Annotated in this window: 21 protein-coding genes; 9 read left to right on the forward strand and 12 right to left on the reverse strand. The window is 53.9% G+C overall.

Annotated elements, in window-relative coordinates:
• Window positions 1-598: 598 nt before the first annotated feature.
• The 3 genes from OHL19_RS10600 to OHL19_RS10610 all read left to right on the forward strand — a co-directional run bounded on the left by OHL19_RS10600 (window position 599) and on the right by OHL19_RS10610 (window position 2634).
• Window positions 599-1081: a Dps family protein gene (locus OHL19_RS10600; protein WP_263357666.1), complete on the forward strand. Its 483-nt coding sequence runs from the start codon at window positions 599-601 to the stop codon at window positions 1079-1081.
• 98 nt (window positions 1082-1179) lie between these two features.
• Window positions 1180-1653, forward strand: coding sequence for a nuclear transport factor 2 family protein (locus OHL19_RS10605; protein ID WP_263357667.1), 474 nt, complete (start codon window positions 1180-1182; stop codon window positions 1651-1653).
• Between the two features lie 351 nt (window positions 1654-2004).
• The gene (locus OHL19_RS10610; RefSeq protein ID WP_263357668.1) at window positions 2005-2634 is read left to right on the forward strand and encodes a response regulator transcription factor; all 630 of its coding nucleotides are present in this window, start codon (window positions 2005-2007) and stop codon (window positions 2632-2634) included.
• On the opposite strand, the gene OHL19_RS10615 is transcribed toward OHL19_RS10610, so the two are convergent.
• On the reverse strand, window positions 2629-5709 hold the full coding sequence (locus OHL19_RS10615; protein WP_317890567.1) for an AAA family ATPase: 3081 nt from the start codon (window positions 5707-5709) through the stop codon (window positions 2629-2631). The two genes, OHL19_RS10610 and OHL19_RS10615, sit on opposite strands and share 6 nt — an antisense overlap.
• A gap of 363 nt (window positions 5710-6072) precedes the next feature.
• Between OHL19_RS10615 and OHL19_RS10620 the strand changes: the two genes are divergently transcribed.
• Together OHL19_RS10620 and OHL19_RS10625 are read left to right on the forward strand one after the other, a co-directional pair.
• Complete coding sequence (locus OHL19_RS10620) at window positions 6073-7038, forward strand: helix-turn-helix domain-containing protein (RefSeq protein WP_263357669.1); 966 nt, start codon at window positions 6073-6075, stop codon at window positions 7036-7038.
• Window positions 7039-7254: 216 nt separating this feature from the next.
• Window positions 7255-7872: a carbonic anhydrase gene (locus tag OHL19_RS10625; protein ID WP_263357670.1), complete on the forward strand. Its 618-nt coding sequence runs from the start codon at window positions 7255-7257 to the stop codon at window positions 7870-7872.
• 371 nt (window positions 7873-8243) lie between these two features.
• Here OHL19_RS10625 and OHL19_RS10630 read toward each other — a convergent pair whose 3' ends face one another.
• From OHL19_RS10630 to OHL19_RS10645, 4 genes are all read right to left on the reverse strand, one after another.
• Window positions 8244-9752 carry an aldehyde dehydrogenase family protein gene (locus OHL19_RS10630; RefSeq protein ID WP_263357671.1) on the reverse strand — a complete coding sequence of 503 codons (1509 nt, stop codon included), beginning with the start codon at window positions 9750-9752 and terminating at the stop codon, window positions 8244-8246.
• Between the two features lie 105 nt (window positions 9753-9857).
• On the reverse strand, window positions 9858-10562 hold the full coding sequence (locus tag OHL19_RS10635; RefSeq protein ID WP_263357672.1) for a cysteine hydrolase: 705 nt from the start codon (window positions 10560-10562) through the stop codon (window positions 9858-9860).
• A 21-nt stretch (window positions 10563-10583) separates the two neighbouring features.
• Entirely contained in the window at window positions 10584-11297 is a 714-nt protein-coding gene (locus OHL19_RS10640; RefSeq protein ID WP_263357673.1) for a pyridoxamine 5'-phosphate oxidase family protein, read from the reverse strand.
• Between the two features lie 63 nt (window positions 11298-11360).
• Window positions 11361-12248: an alpha/beta fold hydrolase gene (locus OHL19_RS10645; protein WP_263357674.1), complete on the reverse strand. Its 888-nt coding sequence runs from the start codon at window positions 12246-12248 to the stop codon at window positions 11361-11363.
• A 395-nt stretch (window positions 12249-12643) separates the two neighbouring features.
• Here OHL19_RS10645 and OHL19_RS10650 point away from each other — a divergent pair, with 395 nt between their 5' ends.
• From OHL19_RS10650 to rpiA, 3 genes are all read left to right on the forward strand, one after another.
• Window positions 12644-14044: a dihydrolipoyl dehydrogenase family protein gene (locus OHL19_RS10650; RefSeq protein WP_263357675.1), complete on the forward strand. Its 1401-nt coding sequence runs from the start codon at window positions 12644-12646 to the stop codon at window positions 14042-14044.
• Between the two features lie 77 nt (window positions 14045-14121).
• Window positions 14122-14469 carry a DUF302 domain-containing protein gene (locus OHL19_RS10655; RefSeq protein WP_263357676.1) on the forward strand — a complete coding sequence of 116 codons (348 nt, stop codon included), beginning with the start codon at window positions 14122-14124 and terminating at the stop codon, window positions 14467-14469.
• 31 nt (window positions 14470-14500) lie between these two features.
• Window positions 14501-15181, forward strand: coding sequence for a ribose-5-phosphate isomerase RpiA (rpiA, locus tag OHL19_RS10660; RefSeq protein WP_263357677.1), 681 nt, complete (start codon window positions 14501-14503; stop codon window positions 15179-15181).
• 74 nt (window positions 15182-15255) lie between these two features.
• On the opposite strand, the gene OHL19_RS10665 is transcribed toward rpiA, so the two are convergent.
• The 7 genes from OHL19_RS10665 to OHL19_RS10695 all read right to left on the reverse strand — a co-directional run bounded on the left by OHL19_RS10665 (window position 15256) and on the right by OHL19_RS10695 (window position 22682).
• Entirely contained in the window at window positions 15256-15945 is a 690-nt protein-coding gene (locus tag OHL19_RS10665; RefSeq protein ID WP_263357678.1) for a copper resistance protein B, read from the reverse strand.
• Between the two features lie 92 nt (window positions 15946-16037).
• Window positions 16038-17921, reverse strand: a complete 1884-nt coding sequence (locus OHL19_RS10670; RefSeq protein ID WP_263357679.1) for a copper resistance system multicopper oxidase — start codon at window positions 17919-17921, stop codon at window positions 16038-16040.
• Between the two features lie 54 nt (window positions 17922-17975).
• Complete coding sequence (locus OHL19_RS10675; protein WP_263357680.1) at window positions 17976-18890, reverse strand: alpha/beta fold hydrolase; 915 nt, start codon at window positions 18888-18890, stop codon at window positions 17976-17978.
• Complete coding sequence (locus tag OHL19_RS10680) at window positions 18887-19621, reverse strand: alpha/beta fold hydrolase (protein ID WP_263357681.1); 735 nt, start codon at window positions 19619-19621, stop codon at window positions 18887-18889. The genes OHL19_RS10675 and OHL19_RS10680 overlap by 4 nt, the downstream gene beginning before the upstream one ends.
• Before the next feature lie 431 nt (window positions 19622-20052).
• Window positions 20053-20484: a universal stress protein gene (locus tag OHL19_RS10685; protein ID WP_263357682.1), complete on the reverse strand. Its 432-nt coding sequence runs from the start codon at window positions 20482-20484 to the stop codon at window positions 20053-20055.
• Window positions 20485-20519: 35 nt separating this feature from the next.
• Window positions 20520-22250: an FAD-dependent oxidoreductase gene (locus tag OHL19_RS10690; RefSeq protein ID WP_263357683.1), complete on the reverse strand. Its 1731-nt coding sequence runs from the start codon at window positions 22248-22250 to the stop codon at window positions 20520-20522.
• 204 nt (window positions 22251-22454) lie between these two features.
• Window positions 22455-22682 carry a hypothetical protein gene (locus OHL19_RS10695; protein ID WP_263357684.1) on the reverse strand — a complete coding sequence of 76 codons (228 nt, stop codon included), beginning with the start codon at window positions 22680-22682 and terminating at the stop codon, window positions 22455-22457.
• A gap of 467 nt (window positions 22683-23149) precedes the next feature.
• Between OHL19_RS10695 and OHL19_RS10700 the strand changes: the two genes are divergently transcribed.
• Complete coding sequence (locus OHL19_RS10700) at window positions 23150-24067, forward strand: universal stress protein (RefSeq protein WP_263357685.1); 918 nt, start codon at window positions 23150-23152, stop codon at window positions 24065-24067.
• Window position 24068 lies beyond the last annotated feature (1 nt).

Raw genomic sequence — 24068 nt, forward strand, 5'->3', positions numbered from 1 at the left:
TTTTGTACGGGGCTACAATCTGCCTCGTTGGAACAGAGATAGGGCCGGAGCCTATCGCGGGTGTCATCGGGCTTCTATTCATTTGATTGTCTTTGGGTGGACAACTTGCGTCTGAGGACCGAAGAAACGTTCATTTACGGCCTCTTCACACAATGACTGGAAAACCTCCACATTTCCTTCAGGGTTTCAGCTCACCTGAAGCCTAGACTCCTCCTTACGATACGAATTTGAACAGGCGCGAGACGGATGAACATGGTTTGAAACTTCGCCGTTCTCGACCTCGGAGGAACTCTTGGCATGACCCAGTTGACCGCACTCACTGCAGTCTCTTGCGACGGTATGATTCATGGTTTTTACATCATCAAGAGGCCAACTTTAAAAGTCGTCCCGGGGCACCGAATGGCATGTGCACAACACGCGCGGATGAGGTCAATCAAGCGTTGCTGGGTTCCTGCAGAGCTAAACGTGAGACCAAAGCGTGGGGTCGGCGGTGTATGTACCGCGCCGGTGCGTCTGCCGGTACTTGAAGAATATCGATCGGCTTAGTCAGACTTCGTGGTTCGGAATCAATTGTTGAGAAATGTTGACGGAGAATTTCATGCAAATTGATAGCACTCTGGAAATTGCGCCTGATGCCGTAAAGCGCTTGTCCCTCGAGCTCAAAGTGCTCCTGGCAGATATATTCGCGCTTTACCTTAAGACAAAAAACTTTCATTGGCATATGCGAGGGCCGCACTTTCGGGACTACCACTTGCTCTTGGATGAGCAGGCCGATCAACTCTTTGCGATGACCGATGAGATCGCTGAGAGGGCCAGGAAGCTGGGTGGGCCGACGTTAAAGTCAATAGGCGACATCACCCGCCACCAGAGAATCAAGGACTGCGATAGAGAGCAGGTTCCAGCAGAGTCGATGCTTACTGAGTTGCTAGGCGACAACCAGAGCGTAACAACATGGCTCCGGTCCGCTCACGTCCTTTGCGAAGAATTCCATGACGTCGCTACCGCCAGCCTAATCGAGAACTGGATTGATCAGACGGAGCGTCGCACTTGGTTTCTTGCAGAGACCATCGAAGCCGACTAGAGACGATCATCCGAAAGAAGTTTTGAAGTAAACCCAAGCCGAGTCGACCGATTGCTCCTCTGATCGGCACGATCAACGGCAAAATACAAGGAGAAACAATGAGCGAACCTACGCAACAGCTTGTACCCCCATTCACTCGTGAGACCGCCATCCTGAAGGTGCGCAAGGCGGAAGACAATTGGAATACCCGAACCCCGCAGCATGTAGCGTTGGGATATACGCCTGACAGCTGGTGGCGCAATCGCGCTGAATTCATCAACGGTCGCGAGGAGATTGTGCGTTTCCTGACGCGCAAATGGCAACGCGAACTGGAATACCGTTTGATTAAGGAACTCTGGGCATTTGACGGAGCGCGGATCGCGGTTCGATTTGCCTATGAATTCCGTGATGATTCTGGGCAATGGTATCGCGCGTATGGAAATGAAAACTGGGAGTTCAATGCTGAAGGAATCATGCATCATCGCCATGCGTGCATCAACGACGTGCGCATTGACGAGTCCGATCGCCTCTTCCACTGGCCATTGGGCCGGCGCCCTGACGATCACCCCAGCTTGAGCGATCTCGGTCTCTAGGGCGCGGGAAAACGTCCATGGGGGAGCACAACTACCGAAGATGACGAGGCAAGTTGGACGGCCGCTGAATCCCTCATGTAACTGCGTCGAATACAAAACCGGATACCTATGGGTGCGAACAACACTGATGCGAGCAGGGAGACAGTTTCCTCACGCATCAGGTTGTCGCACTGATAGCGATTTTTAATACTATGTTTCAAAAAAGGCGGTATACCCATGCACATCACATCCCAAGTGCAGGGCGGCCTGGGGTCTGAGCACGGGTCGACATCTTCATATTGCGAACCTAGGCCAACTCGGGTTCGGGACGTCGCCTACGTGATCGACGTCGAACCCATATTGTGGGAGCCCTTGACTCGACTCGCAGGTTTGATCGACATGGACCTGGTGGGCTTCGATTCCCCTGAACTGTTCCTGAGGTATAGCCGACGTGACGAATCCTCATGCCTCATCCTTAACCTTCATTGCCATGATCACGAGGGATTCATTCAGCAGTGCAGGTTGGCAGCCGAAGCTTCCCCACCGGTTGTCTTCATCTGCGGTCACGAAGACGTGGCAGCAGCTGTCCGCGCACTTAAGTCCGGTGCGGTTGAGCTGTTAACACTTCCGATCGATCCAATAGACCTGGCCGAAGCCGTGCTTACCGCTTTCGCTCTGGATCGCAGGCAGCGACGTCATAGAGCGGCGAGGGAGAGCCTGCGACAACGACATGAGCTTCTGACGCCAAGGGAGCGGGAGGTGCTGCCTCTCGTCGCCAAGGGTCTTATGAACAAGCAGGCCGCTGCAGTTCTTGGCATTTCTGAGACCACACTTCAGATTCACCGGAGTCAGGTGATGCGAAAGATGCAGGCAGACTCGGTCGCGGAACTCGTTCGTATAGCTGCGACACTCCACATCCCTGTATGGTCTGACACGGATTCTGATACAGGGGATTTCCCGAGTCTGGAGTTGCTGGCTACATTGCGTGATAGGTGGTCATAGCGAGCCCATGGCCAGCTCCCTCTGATATTCGTGATCGTCTACGAGAACTTTCGCAACCAGAGCGGAGGCTAGGAATTTCTTCCTGAGGGGATGTTCGGGGCTCAAGGAATTAGCCAATGTGAGTATCGCTGCATTCGCTGCATCCTGGTGGGTTTGCGCCAATCCTCTGTCATCGAGCGCCATATGCAGTTGGGACGCCACCGCATGAACACGCCAGGCAGCCAGGGGTATTTGGTACTCTCCAATCAGACGAAGCGCGTCAGACACAAAGCTAGCGGCAGAGACGAGATTCCCCTGTGCCAGTGCCACTCGAGCGGATGCCTCCAGCGCCAGGGCGGAATAGGTATGCTTCTCTGTAGTCAGGGCGAGCGACAAAAAAAGATTCGCCGCAGTTTCCGCCTCCCCGAGATTTCCTTCGGAGAGCCACAGTTCTGTTAGTGCCGAGAGCAGTGGCAAGCGGAAGCACCAATCAAGAACCATCAGGCCTTCGGCCATCTCGCTCTGTATCTTCATCAGCATCGATGAACCATGATCGCGATTTCCCAGCGCCACATGCGCTGACCCCGACAGTATGCGGGCCATTCGCGCTACGGCAGAACTGCTAAACTCCTCACCTATTTGCTCCAACGACTCACTAGTAGCAATTACCTCATGAAAGTCTCTAGCGTGAAAGTAAACCCATGCCCGGTTGAGCCGGAGAATTTTTGCGGCAAACGTGTCCCCGTTTTTCACAGAAGTGACGAGAGATCTATCAAGAGCATCCAACGCCTGACCCCACTCACCGACAAATAAGAGCGCCCGTGGCAGGTAGAAATGAGCCCTCTGATAATCAATGCTGAGGAAAGGATCACCTTCGGAGGCTTGTTTCGATAGAGCGGTCAAACCCTCAATAAGGGATTCAAGCGACTCCTGATACTCAGACGACGCCCACTGGATGATCCCGTACTGGATCGTCTGAGGAGCCAATTCTGCTGGATCGACCTGCTCCCGTATTCTCCGGAATGACTGTCGTAACTGATCGGCCTGAACTGGATCCCAACCGGATGTACAAGCAAAGATGAAGTTACAAGTCATCTCCATGCGCGTTCGAAGGAGGGAGTCAGGGAGCGTTGCGATCACCTCTGACGCGCGCCTGGCAGTTTCGAAAGAACGCTGCCCATCCTGAGTCAACAGGCATCCGGCCAGATTGAGCAGGGCCCTCGCGCACACTTCTGCGTGGCCGTATGCTGAGGCTCTCTCATATAGACCCTCGTAAGCTTCAACACACCTTGGATCGAAACAGGCAACGTATAAAGTCGCCAGACGTTCCAATATCTCCAGCTCGATCCTTCGGCTATCCACCTCCGAGATGCGAGTCACCAGCTCGCGGGCGCGTTTCAGCAAAGCGATCGCCTCGCGATGGGCATACCGCCGCTCCGAATTCTCGGCGGCCAGCCTCAGGTAGTGCACCGTTCGCTTCCAATCGGAAGCATGTTCGAAGTGGAGCGCTATTTCCGCTGCCACCTCCTCCAGGTGCCCTTTGTGAATCTCTTCGAGCTGAATTCCGATCAGCTTGTGACGAGTGGACTTGCGGCCAGGAGATTGCCTGTCATAAAGCACATCCCGATAGAGGACGTGCACGAATTGATAGGACCATACTGTCGATCCGTTGGGAAGTTGATGCTCAGGTGCTGCACGTAAGATTTGGTTTCGGATCGCCAGTTGATGACAAATGTCCTCGACCTCCTGGTAGGTGTGATCCGTCGCAGGAGCGATAACCGCAGGGGAAAAGACAGATCCTTCTACGCTCGCAACCTCGAGAATTCTGCGTTCCCTTGTCTCGAGAGTGTCGATTTGGGCCTCCAAAACGCGCTTCAAGCTTAGCGGAATGTCCATATCCAGTTGATCCAATGGAGTCCTTAAGAGCAGCTCGCCCGCTTCCTTGACCAAAAGACCCTGTTCCAGGCTGTGTTCTAACGCGGCCACCATGAAAAGAGGGTTTCCTTCGGAACGTCTGTAAAGAAGATTGGCCAGTTCGGTTCTGAGTTCCGGCTGCGAAGTCAGCTGGCTTATATACTCGACGACGTCAGACTGGGTCAGGCCAGACAGGCTAATTTCAGTACAAAGCCGACGTGCAAGAAGCTCTTCTTTCAAAACTGCGATCGGATTGCCATTCAGAAACGCCTCGAGTGGGCGAAACGTGCCAACGAGCATCACTCTCGCCGGCGTATGCCGACGGGCAAACTCAGAAATGACATCAACTGAGGCACGGTCTACCCATTGCAGATCATCGAGGACGAGAATCAGCGGCCGAGACTCGCCCACCGACTCCAGGGCATCCAGGACCTCACGCAACATTCTTCCACTCGTCGCCGACCGCACGTCGGGGTCGAGTGCTGCTCGCTCCTCACGACTGATCAGATCCGAGAACTGTACGATGCACGTCGGAGCCTTCATCTTAAAGATCTCTACGATTGGCTTCCCGCCGTCCCTGCACAGATCTCCAATGGCTTTCAGGATAGGGAAGTATGGCTCCTGCACCCCATAGCCTTCGATACAGTATCCCCAGGTCGTGTAGGACGCTCCCAAGCCCTGCGCCTGGCGCAGGAACTCTCGACAGAGCGCCGTCTTTCCCATCCCTGGTTCTCCCGTAACAAAGACCAATTGGCGGATACCGGTAAGTACCGCACGGTAACACTGGTTAAGCTTCGCAAACGCCGAATCTCGACCCACAAGGTTTCCCGACGAGTTGGAGGTCTGCTGTAAGTTCACTACCTCTCTGTGGTCGACTTTGGTGATGAAGCGATACCCCCGTCGAGATACGGTTTCTATAAATCGTGGCTTTCGGGCGCTGTCCCCCAGCGCGGCTCTAACGTCACGGATATGGCTAGATAACACTTCCGGCTGAACGAACGTGTCCGGCCATACCTTCTCCATCAGTTCGTTGTGCGTGACCAACTTTCCAGCGTTTGCAACAAGAAATTGGAGAACAGAGAAGGCCTTCGGCGGCAAGTGAATCCGCTCCTCCTTTCCCGCAGAGTTCCGTAACAGGCATTGGTTAATTGAGTCGAGGCTATATGGTGAGAATCTGTACATGGAACGCACCGTGAACGCTGCGACCTCTTTTCAAAAGAGCGGTCCAAAACAACCGTTCTTATGAATGCCGGTGTTGCAGCGATCGCTCCCTTCTGCTTCCGAACTTTCCGGAAAGCGCTACCAGCGCAGATGTCGAAAACAGAGTCGATGGAGCCAGCGATATCATCGAACATGCACGCTTGTGAGGAATGAAAATGCAGTCACGAGGCCATCACTGAAACGGCGTGATGGCTGCGATGTCTGCCCTAATACCAGCTAACCTCATCTTCTCGATCTGAGAAAGGAATCTCAAGAGGGCAATAGGGTATTCTTGCTGAATCGAGAGGATTCTTGCTGGAATATGAAGCCTCCGAGTGAGTCTACGTGAAACAAGGTGCAACAGCTCGCGGCTCGATGAACCTCTCCAGCAGTGGAGCGATGGTCCCGCATATCTCGGAACAGGTCGAAGCCAAACGATTATTCGTCAGGATTGGCGATCGCCATGTCCCCCTCTTCGAGGCCCAGCCGATACTGGATAGTCTGAAGTCACCCTGGCATGGGCTGATTCTGGAGAAACACCACCATATGGGTTGCGAGATCCCGGTGCATGACCACGAGACACTCTGTTTGCATTTGCAAACCGGCGGCCAAGTGGATATGGAGTGGTTTTGTTCTGGCAAATCCGGAATGCTGCGCTCAACGCCAGGCAGTATGATGCTGTTGCCGGCGGGCACACGAGATTCGGTTATTTGGCATGGATCTGCCCAGAGAATCGTCGCCGGAATCGAGCCCGCCCTGCTGAAGAACGCAGCGGAACAAATGGAAATCAAAGGTTTCTGTGATTTCAACCTGCGCTGGGCGTTTCGAGACCAGCAGCTGGAGATGCTGTTGGTCGAAATGAACCGGGAGATGAGATCGGGCTGGTCCATGGGTGGGCTCTACGGCGACCTGTTGGGTATGGCACTTTCGGTTGCTCTCATTCGCCGATATGGCGAACTCTCAACCCGCATCCCACCAGCAAAGGGAGGTCTATCCAGGCTGCACCTCAACCGGGTACTGACATATATCGAAGAGAATCTGAACAAAGAGATTCGTTTGGAAGATCTGGCTGAGCTCAATTCCATAAGCCGTTTTCACTTCGCGCGTTCTTTCCGAGACTCTCTGGGAGAGACCCCCTATCAATTCATTCTCAAGAAGCGGGTTCAGCGCGCAAAGGCCCTTCTTCAGCTACCCCGCACTTCGATTGCCGAGATCGCAAAGATCAGTGGGTTCTCCGATGCGAGTCAATTTACGCGCATGTTTCGGAAGATCACAGGCGTGACACCCCAGACGTGGCGAAGAAACGCATAACGATCGGCGCCCGTACTATCGAGGCTTCGTCTTAACAGATACCTCGCACGCTCTCAAGAACAGGCCGCGGACGTATTCCTCCGGTTCGCCCATTTTTCGAGGTATTCAGTCCCTCCACTCATTACAGGCAAACCATTAATGTGAATCCACTATTGTTTCCCCGCGATCGAAGCGCTACTGTGGCGAATGGATGATTCGATTGAAATGGGGTGGAGCATGGACCTGAATGCGCTATACGGCACTGATGATGAATTCGAGAGGTTTGTATATTCACATAGTCCTGGATATGACGAACCCACTGTAAGGGCGGCATTCACACATGCAGTGCCGCTTAAGACAATCGTCATCTTTTGCTACGACGCCCGCGCGGCGGAGATACCCTTCGTGCTCGCTAAGACTCTCCCCGACGAGGTTTATCCGGGAGAGGTCGTCTATGACGAAGCCGGCATGAAGGTGGGTTCTACCGCGACTATCATGCCGGTCGTAGTCGCGGGCGGGCGGGCAGTCGATGCGCTCCGCTCGATCACGATCGGAAATCATTTGTTCGGCGTGACCAATATCGTCGTGGTGCACCACACCTTCTGTGGCACGAGCAGCTTCACTCCCCATGGTCTTCTTGATGCCTTCAAAGCCGAGCAAGGTAAGGATCTTTCAGGGGTATATGAGCAGGAGAGCCTCGCCATCGGCAACCTTAGGGAGTCACTTGAGCACGATGTTAAGCTGCTGCGCGCATCGGTCGGCATACCGAGGTCAGTCAATATCTACGGCTACTTATTTGACATCAATACTGACGAGTTCAGGTTGGTGGTCTCGGATCCGAAGGTCGGCCGGTGAAGTGCGGTATGCATTTGATTCTTTCAGCAAACGGCAGTAAGAGTGTTTTCCGCCGGTGGTCACTTGTCACTGAGTGAGTTCCAGAAAGAATCACGAGTCTCGTTGCGATAGCTGTGTGTGACTCTGGGGATAGTATCGGCCGCAGTAGCTTTGCTCGCGTGGTCCGTCCCTGATGTGGATTTGTCCAAGCCCCCATTCCCCGAATGGCAGGCTATAGATTCACAGTCAACGACTGCCCCTCACCGGCTACGGCGACGAGCGTTTTTACTGGAAAGCCTTCGCAAATTCGAGAAATTCGTAATTGCTGAAACGTAATTAGTCAAAGTAAAGCCAGGCCTCCGAAAACGGAGGCCTGACAACTGCAGCAATGGTCAAAATGGATACACCGCAGGTTCGTGTCTTACCGTGATCCAATGCTCCCTTGTAAATTCGTGGATGATCCAGTCGCCGCCAAATCGTCCCAGACCACTGTTCTTCTCGCCGCCGAACGGTCCTGTGGAGGTATCGTCAACACTGTGATCGTTGACATGAGTCATGCCGGCCTCAACCTTCAAGGCAAACTGCACGCCACGTTCTCTGTCGCGCGTGAACACAGCGCTCGAAAGTCCAAACTCTGTGTCGTTGGCCATCCGTAGAGCTTCCGCTTCACCGTTCGCCTTAAGAATGGGGGCAATCGGTCCGAACATTTCCTCTCTCGCTACGGTCATCTCGTTTCTGACACCCACAAAGACGTGTGGAGGCAGAACCTGGCCTTGCGGATCGCCTCCTAGAAGCTGCGTCGCTCCCTCGGCACGGGCGCTTGCGATATGAGCCAGATGAGCCTTCAACTGCTTTTGGTTGATGACGGGACCCAAGGAGACATCAGAATTCTTCGGGTCGCCGTACTTCAAAGTTTTGACGTGAGCCACAAATCTATCAACAAACTCATCGTGTATTTTGGCGTCAACAATGATCCGATTTGTACTCATGCAGATTTGTCCCTGATGCAAAAACCGGCCGATTACTGTCGCCCGAACTGCCTGGTCAAGATCAGCATCGTCCAGAATGACACACGGAGCATTTCCACCGAGTTCAAGGGCAACCCGTTTAATTCGTGGCCCGGATATTGCCAACTGTCCTATATGACGCCCTACTCGAGTCGATCCAGTAAAGGAGATCAGTCTTGGAATCGGATGCAGCGAGAACGCATCGCCGATTTCCTCTATAGGACCAATCACAACGTTCAGCAACCCGGGCGGTAGGCCTGCTTCCTCATACACTTTAGCGATCAAAAGGCCGCCGGTGATGGGCGTGTCCTCTGCAGGCTTCAGAACAACGGCATTCCCCAAAGCCAGTGCCGGCGCGACAGAGCGGTGTGACAGGTACATCGGAAAGTTCCACGGGCTGATCACACCAATGACGCCGAGCGGAGATCGATAGACCCTACTTTCTTTGCCGGCCTCATCGAGCGGGAGAATATCCCCACGCATTCGATGTGGAAATGAGGCGGCCTCAAGAGTCACTGAATATACGAACTGCCATTCCAGCTCAGCCTTGGCCTTCGTGCTCCCAGATTCTCGGATGATCCAGTCCACGATTTCATCATGTCTCTCTTCGATGATCTGAGCTGAACGGAACATCACGGCTGCACGAGTCATAGGTGTCGCGGCTGCCCAGGCGATCTGTGCCGATGCAGCGGAACTGTATGCTTCATCGAGGTCGTCCTTGTTCGCCTGTTGTATTTCTGCCAGTGTCTCACCGGAGTATGGGTCAGTGTCAGCAAGTATGGATCCGTGTCTCCCTGGCCGCCAGGTGCCGTTGATGTATTGGCCGTCAAATCCTGTGTACCTCCCTGTCGAACTGTAGGAAGAACGTGGCGTGGTGGCGACTTTGACTGTCATGGTTCATATTCCTTTCTGTAGATCCAGACGTGCTTGGATGTGGTGGTTCAGGTCATGAACTATAAGGCGATGATGATCGTGTTCCATTGAGACCGAGCCTCTAAGTTAAGAGGCGCTGAACTCCATCGCCTTTACTGCTTCTTCTGTCGTCAGAACAGCGTGTGCGAGAAATGCGAAGTTGATAAGCGCTGCGGTATAGCCGTACCCCCATTCGGGATGCTTTGGTGCTGCGGTAGCATCTTTCACCACGGCCACCTCAAATCCTTGCTCCAGCAATTCTCGAAGGTGGGATTCAACACACATGTTGGCTAGCATTCCACCCAGAATGACTTTGACGATCCGACGCTTGCGCAGTTGAAGGACGAGGTCGTTCGTTTCCGGGCCCCAGACGCGGTGGGGCGAGACTACGATGGTTTTTCCGTCTTCGATGTACGGCTTGTAACGTTCCAACCAATCTGCTCCAGAGCCACCCAGGCCATCGAGGCTTAATCTGCCCCGCCGGGCGAACATCTTCTCCGATGCTTCCACCGACTCGAGAGGATCGTTGAATTTCCAACCTTCGTCCTCGGGAAAGAAGTAGTGAGGCGAAATGAATACCTCAAAGCCATTTGACTTCGCCGCCTTGAAAAGCCGTTCAATGTTTTCCACGGTGTCATTTTCTCTGAGGCTTTCGTGAAGCAAGGGCCATGCGAGGCCTTTGTCACTCAGGACATCGTTCTGCGGGTCGATGATTACCACCGCCGTGTCCGACCGGCTAAGAGCTAATCCGCCTCTAGTGGCAGGTGAGGGAGAAGGAACTGTGACGTTCATTGATTTTGTCCTCCGTTTGGGTTAGGGACTGTCGGCGCCTTCGACCTTTACTCGACGAGACACCTTCGTCTTCGTTTCATCTTTGGTCTCGGGACTTTTCTGCCCCGTGACTGCAGGTTCAGTAATACCAAGTTGTCGCCGCAGCTTTTCATTTTCGGCTTCCAACGCGACGACTCGTTCTTCGATCTCGTGCACAGCAGCGTGGATCTGATCAGCTGTATAGCGTGGCACGATGTGCTGTTGACAGTTCCAATCAAATGCCTCGACATGAATTACAAGCACTCTCTCGATCGAAGCTTTATAGCCTGCGACTTTCACACGATCGACCCATGCCGCAGCATCTTTTCTCTCAAGGACATCCACACGCCCTAGGACCTTGAGTCGTGCTTGGTTGGGATAATCAACAAAGATCATCGCGGCCCTATTATCGGTAAGCAGGTTGCCAGTGGTGATGTATTGCTTGTTCCCAGAAAAATCTGCAAAGGCGAGAGTGTGATCGTCGATTACCTTAAGGAAGCCCGGTGGCCCACCTCTGTGCTGAACATAGGGCCAACCGGAGGAACTTATCGTCGCCCAATAAAAGTTGTCTCGGTCAGACAGGAACTCTTTTTCGAACGCCGTGAAATGTTCTCGCGCGGCACTGGAGCCTGCAATCCTTTCATACTGGCGTCGGCTCCCGTAACGCTCCTGGAGCTTCTTGACAACAGGTGTGAAAAGGATCGAACCGAACTTCATATGACCTCTGAATGTGACTAAACATGTGGACGGAGCGTTCGCTCCGTCCACACATATGCCAAGCTATTTCTTCGCGAAAAATCCTTCGATGCGCGAGGCAATTTCCTCGCCATGGGTCTCAAGCGCGAAATGACCCGTTTCGAGCAGGTGTGTCTCAACCTTTGGCAGATCCCGCTTATAGGGTGTCGCGCCCTCGGGCGGAAAGATGTGGTCGTTCTTGCCCCAGACAATCAGCATCGGCGGCTGAAACTCACGAAAGAAGTCCTGAAACTGCGGATAGAGCGGCACGTTCGTCCGATAGTCGTAAAGCATGTCGAGTTGAATGTCGGCGTTACCGGGACGATCCATGCCGGCCTGATCGAGAGTGTAGGTCGTGGGATCGATCAACGTCTTGTCCGAAACACCGTTCTCATACTGCCATTTCGTCGCATCAGGCGTGGTCAGGTATTGCAGGGCGGCGCGATTCTCCGCGGTTGCTGCTCCCCAGTACTTCTTGATGGGATCCCAAAACTCAAGCAAACCCTCGTCGTAGGCATTGCCGTTCTGGACGACGATGCCTGCAATCTTCTTGGGGTGACGAATCGCGAGGCGATAACCGATTGGAGCGCCGTAATCCATTACATAGATGATGTACTTCTCAATACCCAGCTTGATCGTCAGCTGCTCGACGAGATCCGTCATCTTTTCGAAAGTGTAGGCAAACTCCTTGCGATCGGGCATGCTGCTGAATCCATAGCCCGGATAGTCGGGAGCTATGATGTGGAACGATCCGGCCAGACGCGGGATCAGATTCCGAAACATGTTCGATGATGTCGGGAACCCGTGCAACAGAAGGAGAACAGGAGCGCCCTTCGCACCTGCCTCGCGGTAAAAGAGATCGACGTCTCCGATGCGAGCAGTGTTGTAATGCACTGTCGTTGCGGAATTGGAAGAAACGGTTTGTGCGCTCATGAGTAGCTCCTTGGAACTTGATGTGGACTAAATAATTCGTTAGCCCTCGCCCAGACCATAAACAAAGCCCCGGCATCTTGCCTATCATGTCTTCCCATTAAGGTTCTTCCGTTAGCGGTTACACCTGATTGTGGACGCCTACATTTTCGGATAATGTGGCGATGAATGAATGAGTGGCGGGTACTTGGATCTCTTGGGCCGTCAAATCTTCTGTGTTCGCCTTTTGCGGTTGTGGCTATGGCAGGTTCCATTGAACATTTCACGGCGAATGTGCACCTCGATCCAGCAGGCAAGTCTGAGAAAGAGGCTCCGCACTCTGAGGGGCGGTGTGGTATTAGGTGAGTGGACGCAATGTAGTTTTCGTTTGATATCTAAGTTTCAGGCTGGGGGTAAAGATGGCATCTAGCATCATGGATTCGGAACATTTCGAAGTTCTGATACTCGGAAGTGGCGAGGCAGGAAAATACCTTAGCTGGACTCTCGGGAGCGAAGGAAAGCGCGTGGCCCTTGTCGAGAGGCGCTATATCGGTGGCTCCTGCCCCAACATTGCATGTCTGCCGAGCAAGAACATCATCCATTCAGCCAAGGTTGCTTGGTACGCGCGAAGATTGAATGAGTTTGGAATGAAGTTGCCTGAACCGGGTGTTGACATGGGCGTCGTCCGCGAAAGGAAGCGGGCCATGGTCCGGGCGTTGATCGACGTTCATAACAAGCGCTTTGCCTCCAATCACGTGGAATTCATTTGTGGTGAGGGAGTGTTCGTTGGACCACGAGCGATCTCTGTAGCCCTTCAGCAGGGAGGATCACGAGTTCTCACCGCCGATACGGTGATCGTCAGTACCGGCTCTCGCGCGACCGTTTCAGATACGCCGGGATTGCGAGCGTCAGAGCCGATGACGCACGTAGAGGAACTCGAACTCGATACACTTCCTGAACACTTGATTGTGCTTGGTGCCGGCTATATCGGCCTTGAATTCGCGCAGGCGATGGCGCGTTTCGGTTCAAAGGTCACCGTCATCGACCGGAATTCGCGATGCCTCGCGCACGAAGACGAGGACGTTATCACGGAACTTACGCGCATGCTGTCTGCGGATGGTGTCGCGTTTAAGTTCGACAGCGCAGTTGAGTCAGTCAGCGGACGCTCGGGATCCGCAGTCGAAGTACGGATCAGCAATCCCGATGGCAAAGAATCTCTAAAAGCAACGCATCTCCTCGTCGCTACTGGCCGGACACCCAACACAGAAGGCATTGGGCTCGAAAGGGCTGGCATCGACTTAACCGATACCGGCCACATCAAGGTAGATGCCTCGTTGAAGACGACTGCAGAAGGCGTCTTCGCTGTCGGAGACTGTGCCGGCAGCCCCAACTTCACACATATTGCTTATGACGACTACCGAATCGTCTATGACGAGCTCAAAGGCGGAAGACGGGTGACCACCGGCCGCCAGGTGCCCTACGTGCTGTTCACGGACCCGGAACTCGCTCACATCGGATTACATGAAGATGATGCGAAACGCCGAAAGATTTCCTACCGATTGACGAAGCTTCCGATGGCCGCGGTGCTACGCACTCGAACGCTTGGGGAGACTGAAGGCTTCCTCAAAGCGCTCATCGGTGACGATGATCGCATCCTCGGCTTCACCGCCTTAGGCGCAGGCGCCGGAGAACTCCTGGCACCGGTTCAGCTGGCCATGAGTGCCGGCCTGCCTTACACGGCCCTCAGAGATTTAATTGTCACGCACCCCACTCTGACAGAAGGACTGGTGTACCTGTTCTCGAGTCTCGGACAGAAGTAACACGACACACAACCCAACTCTCGCAGGGAGCAATAAGCATGACATCTGGACTGGTTACTCTTAGCAGCCCTCATTCGGTGAAAGAGACCCTCGCTCGCCTGGAGGAGATCTGCAAACAACACGGTGTCCCGGTCCATTTCAGGGTAGATCACTCAGGAGATGCCGCCCGCGTCGGTTTGAAGATGCCCGCCTCTGAAATGCTGACATTGGGCAATCCAAAGAATGGAACTCCCCTCATGATCGCCTCTCCAACTGTAGCGATCGACTTGCCGCTCAAAGCACTGGCCTGGGAAGATTCCGAGGGTAAGGTGTGGCTGACGTACAACAGCACCGACTACTTGACCGAAAGGCATAATCTGCCAAAAGATCTCGTCGGGAATATCGCGGTGATCAAAGAACTCTGCGAAGGGGCAGTGAAACCTTAAGCCGGGCACGAGCCCACTGGATGAGTGAAACATGACGCAGGATCAGGCGAAGCTGTTAGCAGCAAGACGCGCAATGGAGTTCGTCTCCGATGGCATGAAGATAGGGTTGGGGACCGGGACTACCTCAACCCTGTTCATCCATGAGTTAGGAAAGGCAGTTCGAGACGGATTGTCCATCGAGGCGATTGCCACCAGCGATGAGAGTGCTAAGCTTGCGTCAGAACTTGGAATCAAATTGACAAGCTTCCAGGACACACCTGTCCTGGATGTGAATGTCGACGGTGCTGATGAGATCGGCCCCGGGCTCGCTCTGACCAAGGGCGGTCATGGGGCGCTTCTGCACGAGAAGATCGTGGCCTCAGCTGCAAAGAAATTCATCGTTGTGGCTGACGACACGAAGGTTGTTGCGAAGCTTGGCAAGTTTCCTTTGCCGGTCGAAGTGATTCAACTGGCTTCGCCGCTGGTGATCCGTCGGCTAAAGGATTTGAGGCTGAATCCGCTTCTTCGAATGTCGGCCAATGGTGGAAAGCCATGGCTTACTGATGAAGGCAATTTCATCCTGGATTGCCACTGTGGGCAGATCGACAATCCCGAGGAAACGGCTGCAGAGATTCGCAGCATTGTCGGCGTCGTCGAACATGGCTTATTCCTCGGCATGGCCACTCTCGCCTTGATCGCCGGTGAGAAGGGCGTACAGGAGTTGGACCGCTAGGAGCTGTTCCGCAAGCCTCACATTGTGGGGTCGACAACAGCACTCGTTCAAAAGCGAAATTCTCACAAGTGCTATCACTTCCAGACTCTGATCCCAAACACAAATGAACTCGCGTGCGTGCTGTCGCCAGCCTGACGCTGGTAGGTGGCGGAATTCCCATACGCACCCTCGTAGGTATATCCAACGTACGGAGCGAACTTCCTGCTGACTTCGTAGCGGAGCCGAAGTCCTCCGTCAATGTCGCTGAACCCCGATCCTATCTTTCTGGCTGGATCGTCCTTGCTATAGAGGTTTACTTCCGCCTGGGGTTCAAGCACGAGACGTTGTCTCAGGCGAAAGGAGTATGCTCCTTCAATTCGGCCAGCAACTCGACCATCGTTGCGAATATAAAATGTCGGGGCGAATTCAAATTCGTACGGCGCGAGACCTTCGATGCCGATCGCGGCCCAGATCCGGTGTGGATCAGAATCCAGATCTGTGCGGACGCCGACTTGAGCGTCAAAATACGACATCCGGGGAACCGGACGATCGTAGAGAAACTCATGGTCGCCATCGCTCATCGACGATCCGTCAACGAAGCCTTCGGACTTCACCCAAAGACGATTGAAGTCATTTCCCACCCAACCTTCACCGTCCCAGCGGAATCGCGTACCTGATGCATTTGACCGGCCCTCCAGCTGGTCGAAGACAAAGTGTGCAAAGACTCCGTTATCCATTACCGGTGGATTCCAGCTCTTGGTTTGAGGCGGGGTCGGAGCGTCCACGGATTGCCCCGTCGCCTGTCTGCAAGCACAGCCGCACAATATTAATGCGGCAAGAAAGAAATACTTGAGGGCAAAGAAATCTCCAGAACTCTTCACTGCACGACCACCGTTCTGAACATGCCAGCATCCATGTGAAACATAAGGTGACAGTGGTACGCCCAGTGGCCCGGAGCATCTGCCGTGACCAGATAGCTGATGCGTTCCGCCGGTTTTACGAGCAATGTGTGCTTGTAGGGATTGAATTCTCCGTTACCGTTTTCGAGTTCACTCCATAAGCCGTGCAGGTGAATCGGATGTTCCATCATCGTGTCGTTTACCAGGATGATTCGCACACGCTCGCCATAAGACAGGGTGATCGGATGCGATTCTGAAAACTTCTTCCCGTCGAAACCCCAAATAAAGCGTTCCATATTGCCGGTCAGATGAAGCTCTATTTCCCTCGTCGGCGCACGACGATCGACTCCCCGGTAGCGAGCCTTCAAGTCCGCATAGGTGAGAACGCGACGACCATTGTGCTGAAGGCCGTCACCGGGATCTGTGAACTTTGGTGCTGTCACTGCCGCAATCCCGGATACCTCAGGCCCAACGTTGAACTTGTTGCTGACGTGTTCTGGCAACATCATTTGCATCATGCCTGCAGATCCGATCGCCTGAGTGCCCGGGCCCGGCTGCGGAAGGGGGAAACGACTTCGGAGAGAGGACGTCGATTCCTGCGGCATCATCTCCATTCTCATTTTGTTGTCCGTCTCCACTGCGATAGACGACATCTCGTGATGATCGCTTGCCTTACCGTCCATGCCTGGCATGTTCATGCTCAGCATGTCCGTCTTGCCGCTGTTAGCCATTCCCGGCGTGTCCATGCCTTTCATCCTCATGCCCATGTCAGCCATCGTTCGTATAGGGCGTGGGTCCATTTCGGGCGTGTTCGGGGTCACGCTGGCGTGCGATGCGAGAACGCCTCGCGCATAACCGGTTCGATCTTCTGATTGAGCGAAGATCACATAAGCGTCGGTCGTGGGCGTAACGATAACGTCATAGGTCTCCGCGGTGCCGATGCGAAATTCGTCGACGGTTACAGACTCGATTGCATTTCCATCCGCTGAAACGACTTTCATCTTCAGCCCCGGAATACGGACATCGAAAATCGTCATCGCAGAGCCATTGATAAAGCGAAGCTTTACCTTCTCTCCCGGAGTGAAAAGTCCCGTCCATCCGACCGAAGGCGGGGCACCGTTGCAGAGATAGGTATAGACCGAACCCGACACGTCCGCGATATCCGTAGGACTCATATTCATCTTCGACCACATCATGTACTGGGCCAGGGAAGTCGAAAGGCTCTTTGTGTGAGGATCTCCGGACAATTGATTGAGAGCGGGGCGATGATAGTTGTAGTAGCTACTGTCTTCCTTGAGATTGCTGAGAATTGAGTGAGGATCGACGTCTGTCCAGTCCGAGAGAAAGACAACATGCTCGCGGTCGAAGGAATCCCCATCAGGATATTTTGGCTCAATGATGATTGGGCCACTGATGCCAGTCTGTTCTTGATATCCGCTATGGCTGTGATACCAAAAGGTTCCGTTTTGCTTCACTGTAAAACGGTAAGTGAACTTCTCTCCCGCGGGAATACCCTCGAAGCTGAGTCCGGGCACGCCGTCCATGTCAGTTGGAATACGCATCCCATGCCAGTGAATCGAAGTAGAGGTTTTGAGCCGATTCGTCACATTGATTGTTATGGTGTCTCCCTCGCGCCAACGAAGAGTCGGCGCGGGGATGGAACCATTTACTGCCACCGCAATGCGTGACTTCCCAGTGAAGTTGACCGTCAAACGATCAATGACGAGATCGAACTCAGTGCCTTTCAATTCCGAACGCGGATGTGAACTCAAGGCGGCATTTGCCCGGCCTGGTACCCATGTCACCAATCCAGCGGCGATCATCCTCTGCATGAAGTGGCGACGGGTAACATCTTTTGTCATGTGCATGTCTCGACGTTACGTCTGGACGGCCACAAGCACAATAACGGGTTCCCATTAGAGGGTGATCTGATCCAACCATTCCAGGATTAGGTCTGCGATCTGATTACTATTGCGCTCCATCATCATCATGTGACCATTGCCGTAAATCCCCCTGTCGGACAGCCACACGAATTCCGAAGAAGCGCCCTGCGCTTTCAGCCATGTCGAGAGCTGCTCGTCGACTTCGCGGGGATGCTCGAGGTCGTCACTACCGGTCACGATGAGTACGGGCATCCCGCGAAAGCAAAGTGGATTCTGCACTCTCACCTGGGATCCCCGCACATTCAGCCGCTCATAAAGCAGGCGCGATCCTGTGTGAGTGAGTAGCTTCGTGTAGTCATCTAGATGTTCAAGTGGAAATTGACGGCTTTTGCCCACCAGCTTATCGATAACGAACGATGGCGTAACGCGTGTTGCGCCGTCGTTCTGTAGAGTCAGAGTGCGAAAGGGAGTTCGAAGTGTCACACTCCCTTCGCTTTCAGCAAGGATCTCTGGCTCGGGTTGAATGTTCCCGGGCGGTGCTGGTGCAGCACCGATAATGGCAATGATCTTGTCTCGACACAACTCCGCCACGCGCCAACCGAAGGCACTCCCCATGGAATGAGTCAATAATGCCACCGGGCCATCGAGCTCTGAGATGACCCCAGCGAGACTTTGGCAGACCTGCTCGCTGGTGAGCGTCTGCAGATCAAGGGCGCCACTCCGACCGTGGCCCGGCCAGTCCGGCACAACTACCTTGTAGCCCCGATCGGCAAATCGATAGGCCCACCCTGATTTGCCCTCTGCTGTCATGAGGTAGCAACTACCCGTATGGCTACCTCCATGCACCATCACCACATGAACATGGCGTCCGGGATCGTTTGGAACGAAATGATCGCTGTAAATCCCAAGTGGACGAGCTATAGCTTCTGCGCGGTGGTTGATGATCATGCTTCAATCACACCTTTCGCAGTAGACGAAGCGGCTTCGATGAGGACGTTCGCCACCTCAACCGGCTTATCAAGCATCGCATCGTGCCCAGATTCGATCATAGCGATCTTCCACTCGGCTTCAACCTTCAACCGCTCATAAAACTGCCTAAACGGATTTGGTTCCCAGGCCGATGCCAACACGAATGTCTTATTTCTGACGTTGACGTGATTGCCTTTTAGCTGAATTGCTTCAATCATCGTCGCGAAAGGCTGTGGTGTAGCCATCGTGTCGACCCATGCGCGATCCTGCTCATTTACGTGGAGTATCGCTGCGGGAATAGGGGGACATGAGATCCCTCCATATCGGCCTGTCTCCTTGATATGCATGAGCTGATAGATCTCCGGTGACAGAGTCATGATCGAATCCCCATCTTGAGGAAACCATGCATCGAGATACACGAGCGAAGAGATGCGTTCGCTGACTTGATCCGCGACACCACTGATCACCATACCTGCATAGGAATGACCGCAAAGCACAACGTCGTGAAGTTCTTCGAACTTGATCAGATTGACGACGTCCTGAATATGAGTGGACAGATTGATGTCCGCGTGAAGCAGGTGACTTCGATCTGCCAAGCCCGAAAGCGTCGGCGTGTACACCGTGTGTCCTTCTTTACGGAGCAGCTGAGCGACTCGCTTCCAAATCCATCCTCCACGCCATCCGCCGTGGACCAAAACAAAATGCGACATGTACTTCCTTTCTCGAACTGTTAAGCACTCATCCTTCTACCGTCGTTTCCCGTTCCGGGGCTCGTGCCGGCAGAAGAAGAGATTTGTTCCAGTAGACAGCCTCGGTTCATTTCGCAATATGCTCTTCGAATTGAACTTCCGCCAAGAGGTTCTCCCTGTCCCGTCCGATAGTCGCGATCGCTGTGAAAACGTCATGATCGAAATACCGAACCGCACAATTGCGGTCTAATGCAGAGCCCTCGACAGTAACTCCGTCGAAGCTCCCCGCATAGCCAAAATAGTTAACGCTACGTCATAGTGTTGACTCCTGAAGAATGAGACGGCATCGAAAAGAGCGCTGATTCCCAAGACGTTCTGCAGCGATCTGTTGAGGCATGTTGTCCATGTGCTGACACTCCATCTATGTCGGAATATTCCGTGACAACTGCAGACTAAACAACGGCCAGAATCGGGCAGGGTGATTCATTTGCGATTTGGCGAACTGTTCCGACCCACTCCACATGTTGGGTGTGGCGTCGCAAGCCAATAACAATCAGGTTTGCCTTTAGTGCATGCGCGGCTTGGAGAATACCGGAGACCTCGGCTGCTTCGATGAGAGTCGTTTCGATCGTCACACCGTGGGACTTCGCAAGTTCGCTTGCCCTGACCTGCAATGACCCTAGCCGCGAGAGTTGGTCCTGACGGAACTCCTCGGGGGCCTGGGGAGCAACCACGACGGAAAGACCGTAGTAACCAGGCATAGGTTCGGCGATTGTTGCGAGAGTGACGTGGGAGCCGAGTACCTGTGCGAGCCTTACGCCTTCTTCAAGAGCCCGTTCAGACTCCCTTGAGCCGTCATATGCGATGAGAATTCGATCGTACATGGAGTTTTCCTTCCTTCCCTGATGCTCGATGACTGTCATTCATGTGCGGCAGCCGCAGAGTTCGCGGAGCGCAACGCTGCCAGGGTGGAGTTTGGTTCCGCTGGGAATTTGTTGCGGTGATCGGCAAGATAGCGATGAACGTCACTAATGACGACAGACCCTTCGCCCACAGCAGATGCGACGCGTTTCACAGATTTCGCTCGGACGTCACCAACGGCGAACATACCCGGCATACTGGTCGCGTAAGGAGTGTTTTCAAAACCATCCGTACCTCCTGTGAGGATGAAGCCCTTCTTATCAAGTAGAACCGTGCCGAAGAGCCAACCCGAATTGGGTTCGGCTCCGATCATCACAAACACGCTTCCAACTGGCTTCGTGATCGACTCACCCGTTTTACGATTGACCCAGGTGGCGAGTTCCAGAGAGGAATCGCCTCCGAATTCCACGAGTTCAGAATGCGTATAGAGCGTAATGTTGGAGGAGCTTTTGAGGCGCGAGATAAGATACTGCGACATCGTAGCTGCCAACGAATTTGAGCGGAGTATATGATGCACATGTTTCGCTATGCCCGACAAAAACAGTGCCGCCTGACCAGCGGAATTGCCGCCTCCCACAACGACGATCTCTTTTTCCCGGCAAAACGCCGCCTCCATGGCGGTCGCCGCATAGTAGATGCCGCAATTTTCGAATCTTCCATAGTTCTTAGCCGCGAGCTTGCGATACTGTGCCCCTGATGCCACAACAACGGCTCTCGATCGAACCGGCACATCGCCTGCAAGAGTCAGCTTGTGTATGCCGTCGACCTGTTCCGACGTTACGGTCGCTCGCGAGATAGCAAAGCTCACACCGAACTTCAGTGCCTGCAACTGAGCGCGGCTCGCGAGACGCTGGCCCGAGACCCCTGTCGGGAAACCGAGATAGTTCTCTATCCTCGAGCTGGTACCTGCCTGTCCTCCCGGTGCCGTGCTTTCGATCACGATTGTGGAAAGCCCCTCGGATGCCGCATAAACTGCAGCCGCGAGACCTGAAGGACCGGCGCCGACGACTGCTACGTCATAAATTCTGTCAGGATCGGGAAGTTCGGTGATCCCCAACTCATCAGCGAGTTGCGTGATTGTGGGTCTATGCAAGATGCGGCCGTCGGTCAAAAGAACTGCGGGGAGCTTGTCGTCGTGATCGGACAGGTCTTCCCCGAGTAGATGGATTTCCGGGGTGGGCACCTCAATCATTCGATGCGGATAGCTGTTGCGCACCAGAAAGCGTTGAAGGAGTGTCGTCTCAGCGTCATTGATATGACCCCGTACCGCAACACCGGCCATCTCTTCGGCAATGATGGCGATGCGACGCCAGATGACTCCGGAGGTGATCAGGTTCGCGATATCGCCTTCTTCGCGCATAAGTCTTTGAAAGTCCTTGCGTCGTATCCGAAGAAGCCGGGTGTCTCCCACAGTTGTCGCGTTCACGAGAGAGCCCTGAGTTGTCAGGAGATTCAGCTCACCGGTAAAGGCAAATCTCCGGTGATTTGCGATAACTTTGGATTCACCGTTCTTCATCGGCAAGCAGATCTCGACCTCGCCATCCAGCACCACGAACATATCGATTTCGCGGGCACCGTGCGTAAACAATGAGGTGTTGGCCGGGAAGATTTCTTCCTTGCCATAAGATCTCACTCGCTCGATCATCGTTTCCGTAAGTGGGGCGAACGCGAGATCCGGGCGAAGCTCTGCATTGCTCGATGCCTGGGAGGCTTCTCCATTGGCGCTCATGGTTTTCGGGTCTCCTTTTCGTTTACCAATGGAAGCATTCTACGATTCGTCTGTAACGCCGCTGTCTCTTGCAATCGCCTAGACCACTCGACGCTGCGAAGTCGTAGAAATGACAGTCACGACCTGCCCTGGCAGGTCGTTATGCAAAGCAGCATAGCTTTGAAGGTATGCCAAGGTAATTTTAGAGAAGTCCGGTCGTTGCAATCATGGCGGAACTGTGGAGATATTCTGAAGGTCGCGGAGTTGGCCTTCTTGAACGGTAATGATCAGCGCCGACGCAACAGCAGTGAAATCGGTTGCAAAGAGTGGAGTGACTTGCGGATCTTCCCGCTTTATCGTTTCGGGCAAATAGGCCTCGTAGGATTCGGTCGTCTCTGCATGGGAAACAACATACGCCCTGCTCCCAAGTTGCTTCCAGGAGGGCAAAGACATGGTAGCGTCCAGGGCAGCGCCTGAAGACGCAGTTTCAGTCCACTTTTTGCCGCCTTCTGGACTTATCGAGACCCACCCGCACGCATGCTAGGGGAGAGTCGCGCCAAAAGCTGGCCGAATTTTGGAGAGATTCCAACGATTACCGTTCCAGTGTGTGTCTTAAGAATCGCTGGTGTGAGAGGCACAGATGCCCGAGAGCGAATCGACGTTGGCGATCCTGCCGGAAGCTTCTCACATCGGCGCGAGCGGGCTAGTCTACGCGGCAGCGCGTGACGAGGCGAGGACTCAATGAGGGGATCGAATTCTCCGGAAAATCTCCAGAGTTCGGTCAGAGTTTCAGCGTGTAGCTCCCTTAACATAGCTGTTTATCTTGTTAGAGACTGGTATCGGTTTCTGAAGCGCATTTGAGAACAAAGGGTGCCTTTGCGCGTCCCAGAACAATCCACGACGTAATGTGGAGAGGCTTCATGCTCAAAATCAAACAGATTCTTTGCCCTGTAGATTTCTCCTCTATCTCCATAAGAGCCTACCGTCATGCGCTATCGCTTGCGGAGCACTATCAGGCAAATTTAGTGGCAATGCACGTCGTCGAGCTATGGCGACATCCTTCGGCTTCTTATGCTGCTTCCGCTGCAGACCTTAGAACGTTCTATGAGGGGCTGGACATGAGCGGTTTGGAGAGACTGCAGGAGTTCGTGAAGATGCACACGCATGACGAGGTTCGGCCCGAACTGCTCGTCGAAAGAGGAATGGCGCCAGATCAAATCCTGTCATCCGCGCAGGCCATGAGGCCAGACATCATTGTTATGGGGACGCACGGTCACCGAGGCTTCGATCGTCTGGTGCTTGGGTCAACCACCGATCGGGTTATGCGTACGGCTCCGTGCCCAGTGCTGGCAGTGCCTCCGGAAGACTCTATGGAGGCAGGTGAGGATTCCCATCACGTCCGGCGCCTGAAACGAATACTCCTTTGCACAGACTTTTCGGCCAATTCAGCGGACGCTTTCGAATACGCGATCTCGGTGGCTGCTGAGTACGATGCCGAGCTCACCCTTTTGCATGTGGTTGAGACCGGATTATTCGGAGATCCCGACGAGAAGGCCGCCCCAAAAGCGATGGAGGATCTGCGTCAACTAATTTCTATGAAGGAATCCTACAGCGCTCTGAAGATCAAGACCGCAGTGCGTTTTGGGAAGCCATACCAGGAGCTCATCAAGTACGCCTTCGAAGAGAGACCTGAAATAGTCGCCATGGGAGTGAGGGGCCGCGGGACTTTGGATGTTGCGGTATTCGGTTCAACTACCTACCGGGTAACGCAGCTGGGGCCGTGCCCAGTTCTGGTTGTGCCGTTTCGAAAGCTCGGTTCTGACGAAAGCGTTACGTAAA

Origin of the sequence: Acidicapsa ligni (assembly GCF_025685655.1) — a bacterium.
Classification (GTDB): Bacteria; Acidobacteriota; Terriglobia; order Terriglobales; family Acidobacteriaceae; genus Acidicapsa; species Acidicapsa ligni.

Bases quoted from the DNA above. Each gene is read 5' to 3' on its own strand.
- OHL19_RS10600 (WP_263357666.1), top strand. From the start codon at position 599: ATGCAAATTGATAGCACTCTGGAAATTGCGCCTGATGCCGTAAAGCGC.
- OHL19_RS10605 (WP_263357667.1), top strand. From the start codon at position 1,180: ATGAGCGAACCTACGCAACAGCTTGTACCCCCATTCACTCGTGAGACC.
- OHL19_RS10615 (WP_317890567.1), bottom strand. From the start codon at position 5,709: ATGTACAGATTCTCACCATATAGCCTCGACTCAATTAACCAATGCCTG.
- OHL19_RS10625 (WP_263357670.1), top strand. From the start codon at position 7,255: ATGGACCTGAATGCGCTATACGGCACTGATGATGAATTCGAGAGGTTT.
- OHL19_RS10630 (WP_263357671.1), bottom strand. From the start codon at position 9,752: ATGACAGTCAAAGTCGCCACCACGCCACGTTCTTCCTACAGTTCGACA.
- OHL19_RS10635 (WP_263357672.1), bottom strand. From the start codon at position 10,562: ATGAACGTCACAGTTCCTTCTCCCTCACCTGCCACTAGAGGCGGATTA.
- OHL19_RS10640 (WP_263357673.1), bottom strand. From the start codon at position 11,297: ATGAAGTTCGGTTCGATCCTTTTCACACCTGTTGTCAAGAAGCTCCAG.
- OHL19_RS10645 (WP_263357674.1), bottom strand. From the start codon at position 12,248: ATGAGCGCACAAACCGTTTCTTCCAATTCCGCAACGACAGTGCATTAC.
- OHL19_RS10650 (WP_263357675.1), top strand. From the start codon at position 12,644: ATGGCATCTAGCATCATGGATTCGGAACATTTCGAAGTTCTGATACTC.
- rpiA (WP_263357677.1), top strand. From the start codon at position 14,501: ATGACGCAGGATCAGGCGAAGCTGTTAGCAGCAAGACGCGCAATGGAG.
- OHL19_RS10670 (WP_263357679.1), bottom strand. From the start codon at position 17,921: ATGACAAAAGATGTTACCCGTCGCCACTTCATGCAGAGGATGATCGCC.
- OHL19_RS10675 (WP_263357680.1), bottom strand. From the start codon at position 18,890: ATGATCATCAACCACCGCGCAGAAGCTATAGCTCGTCCACTTGGGATT.
- OHL19_RS10680 (WP_263357681.1), bottom strand. From the start codon at position 19,621: ATGTCGCATTTTGTTTTGGTCCACGGCGGATGGCGTGGAGGATGGATT.
- OHL19_RS10685 (WP_263357682.1), bottom strand. From the start codon at position 20,484: ATGTACGATCGAATTCTCATCGCATATGACGGCTCAAGGGAGTCTGAA.
- OHL19_RS10690 (WP_263357683.1), bottom strand. From the start codon at position 22,250: ATGAGCGCCAATGGAGAAGCCTCCCAGGCATCGAGCAATGCAGAGCTT.
- OHL19_RS10695 (WP_263357684.1), bottom strand. From the start codon at position 22,682: ATGTCTTTGCCCTCCTGGAAGCAACTTGGGAGCAGGGCGTATGTTGTT.
- OHL19_RS10700 (WP_263357685.1), top strand. From the start codon at position 23,150: ATGCTCAAAATCAAACAGATTCTTTGCCCTGTAGATTTCTCCTCTATC.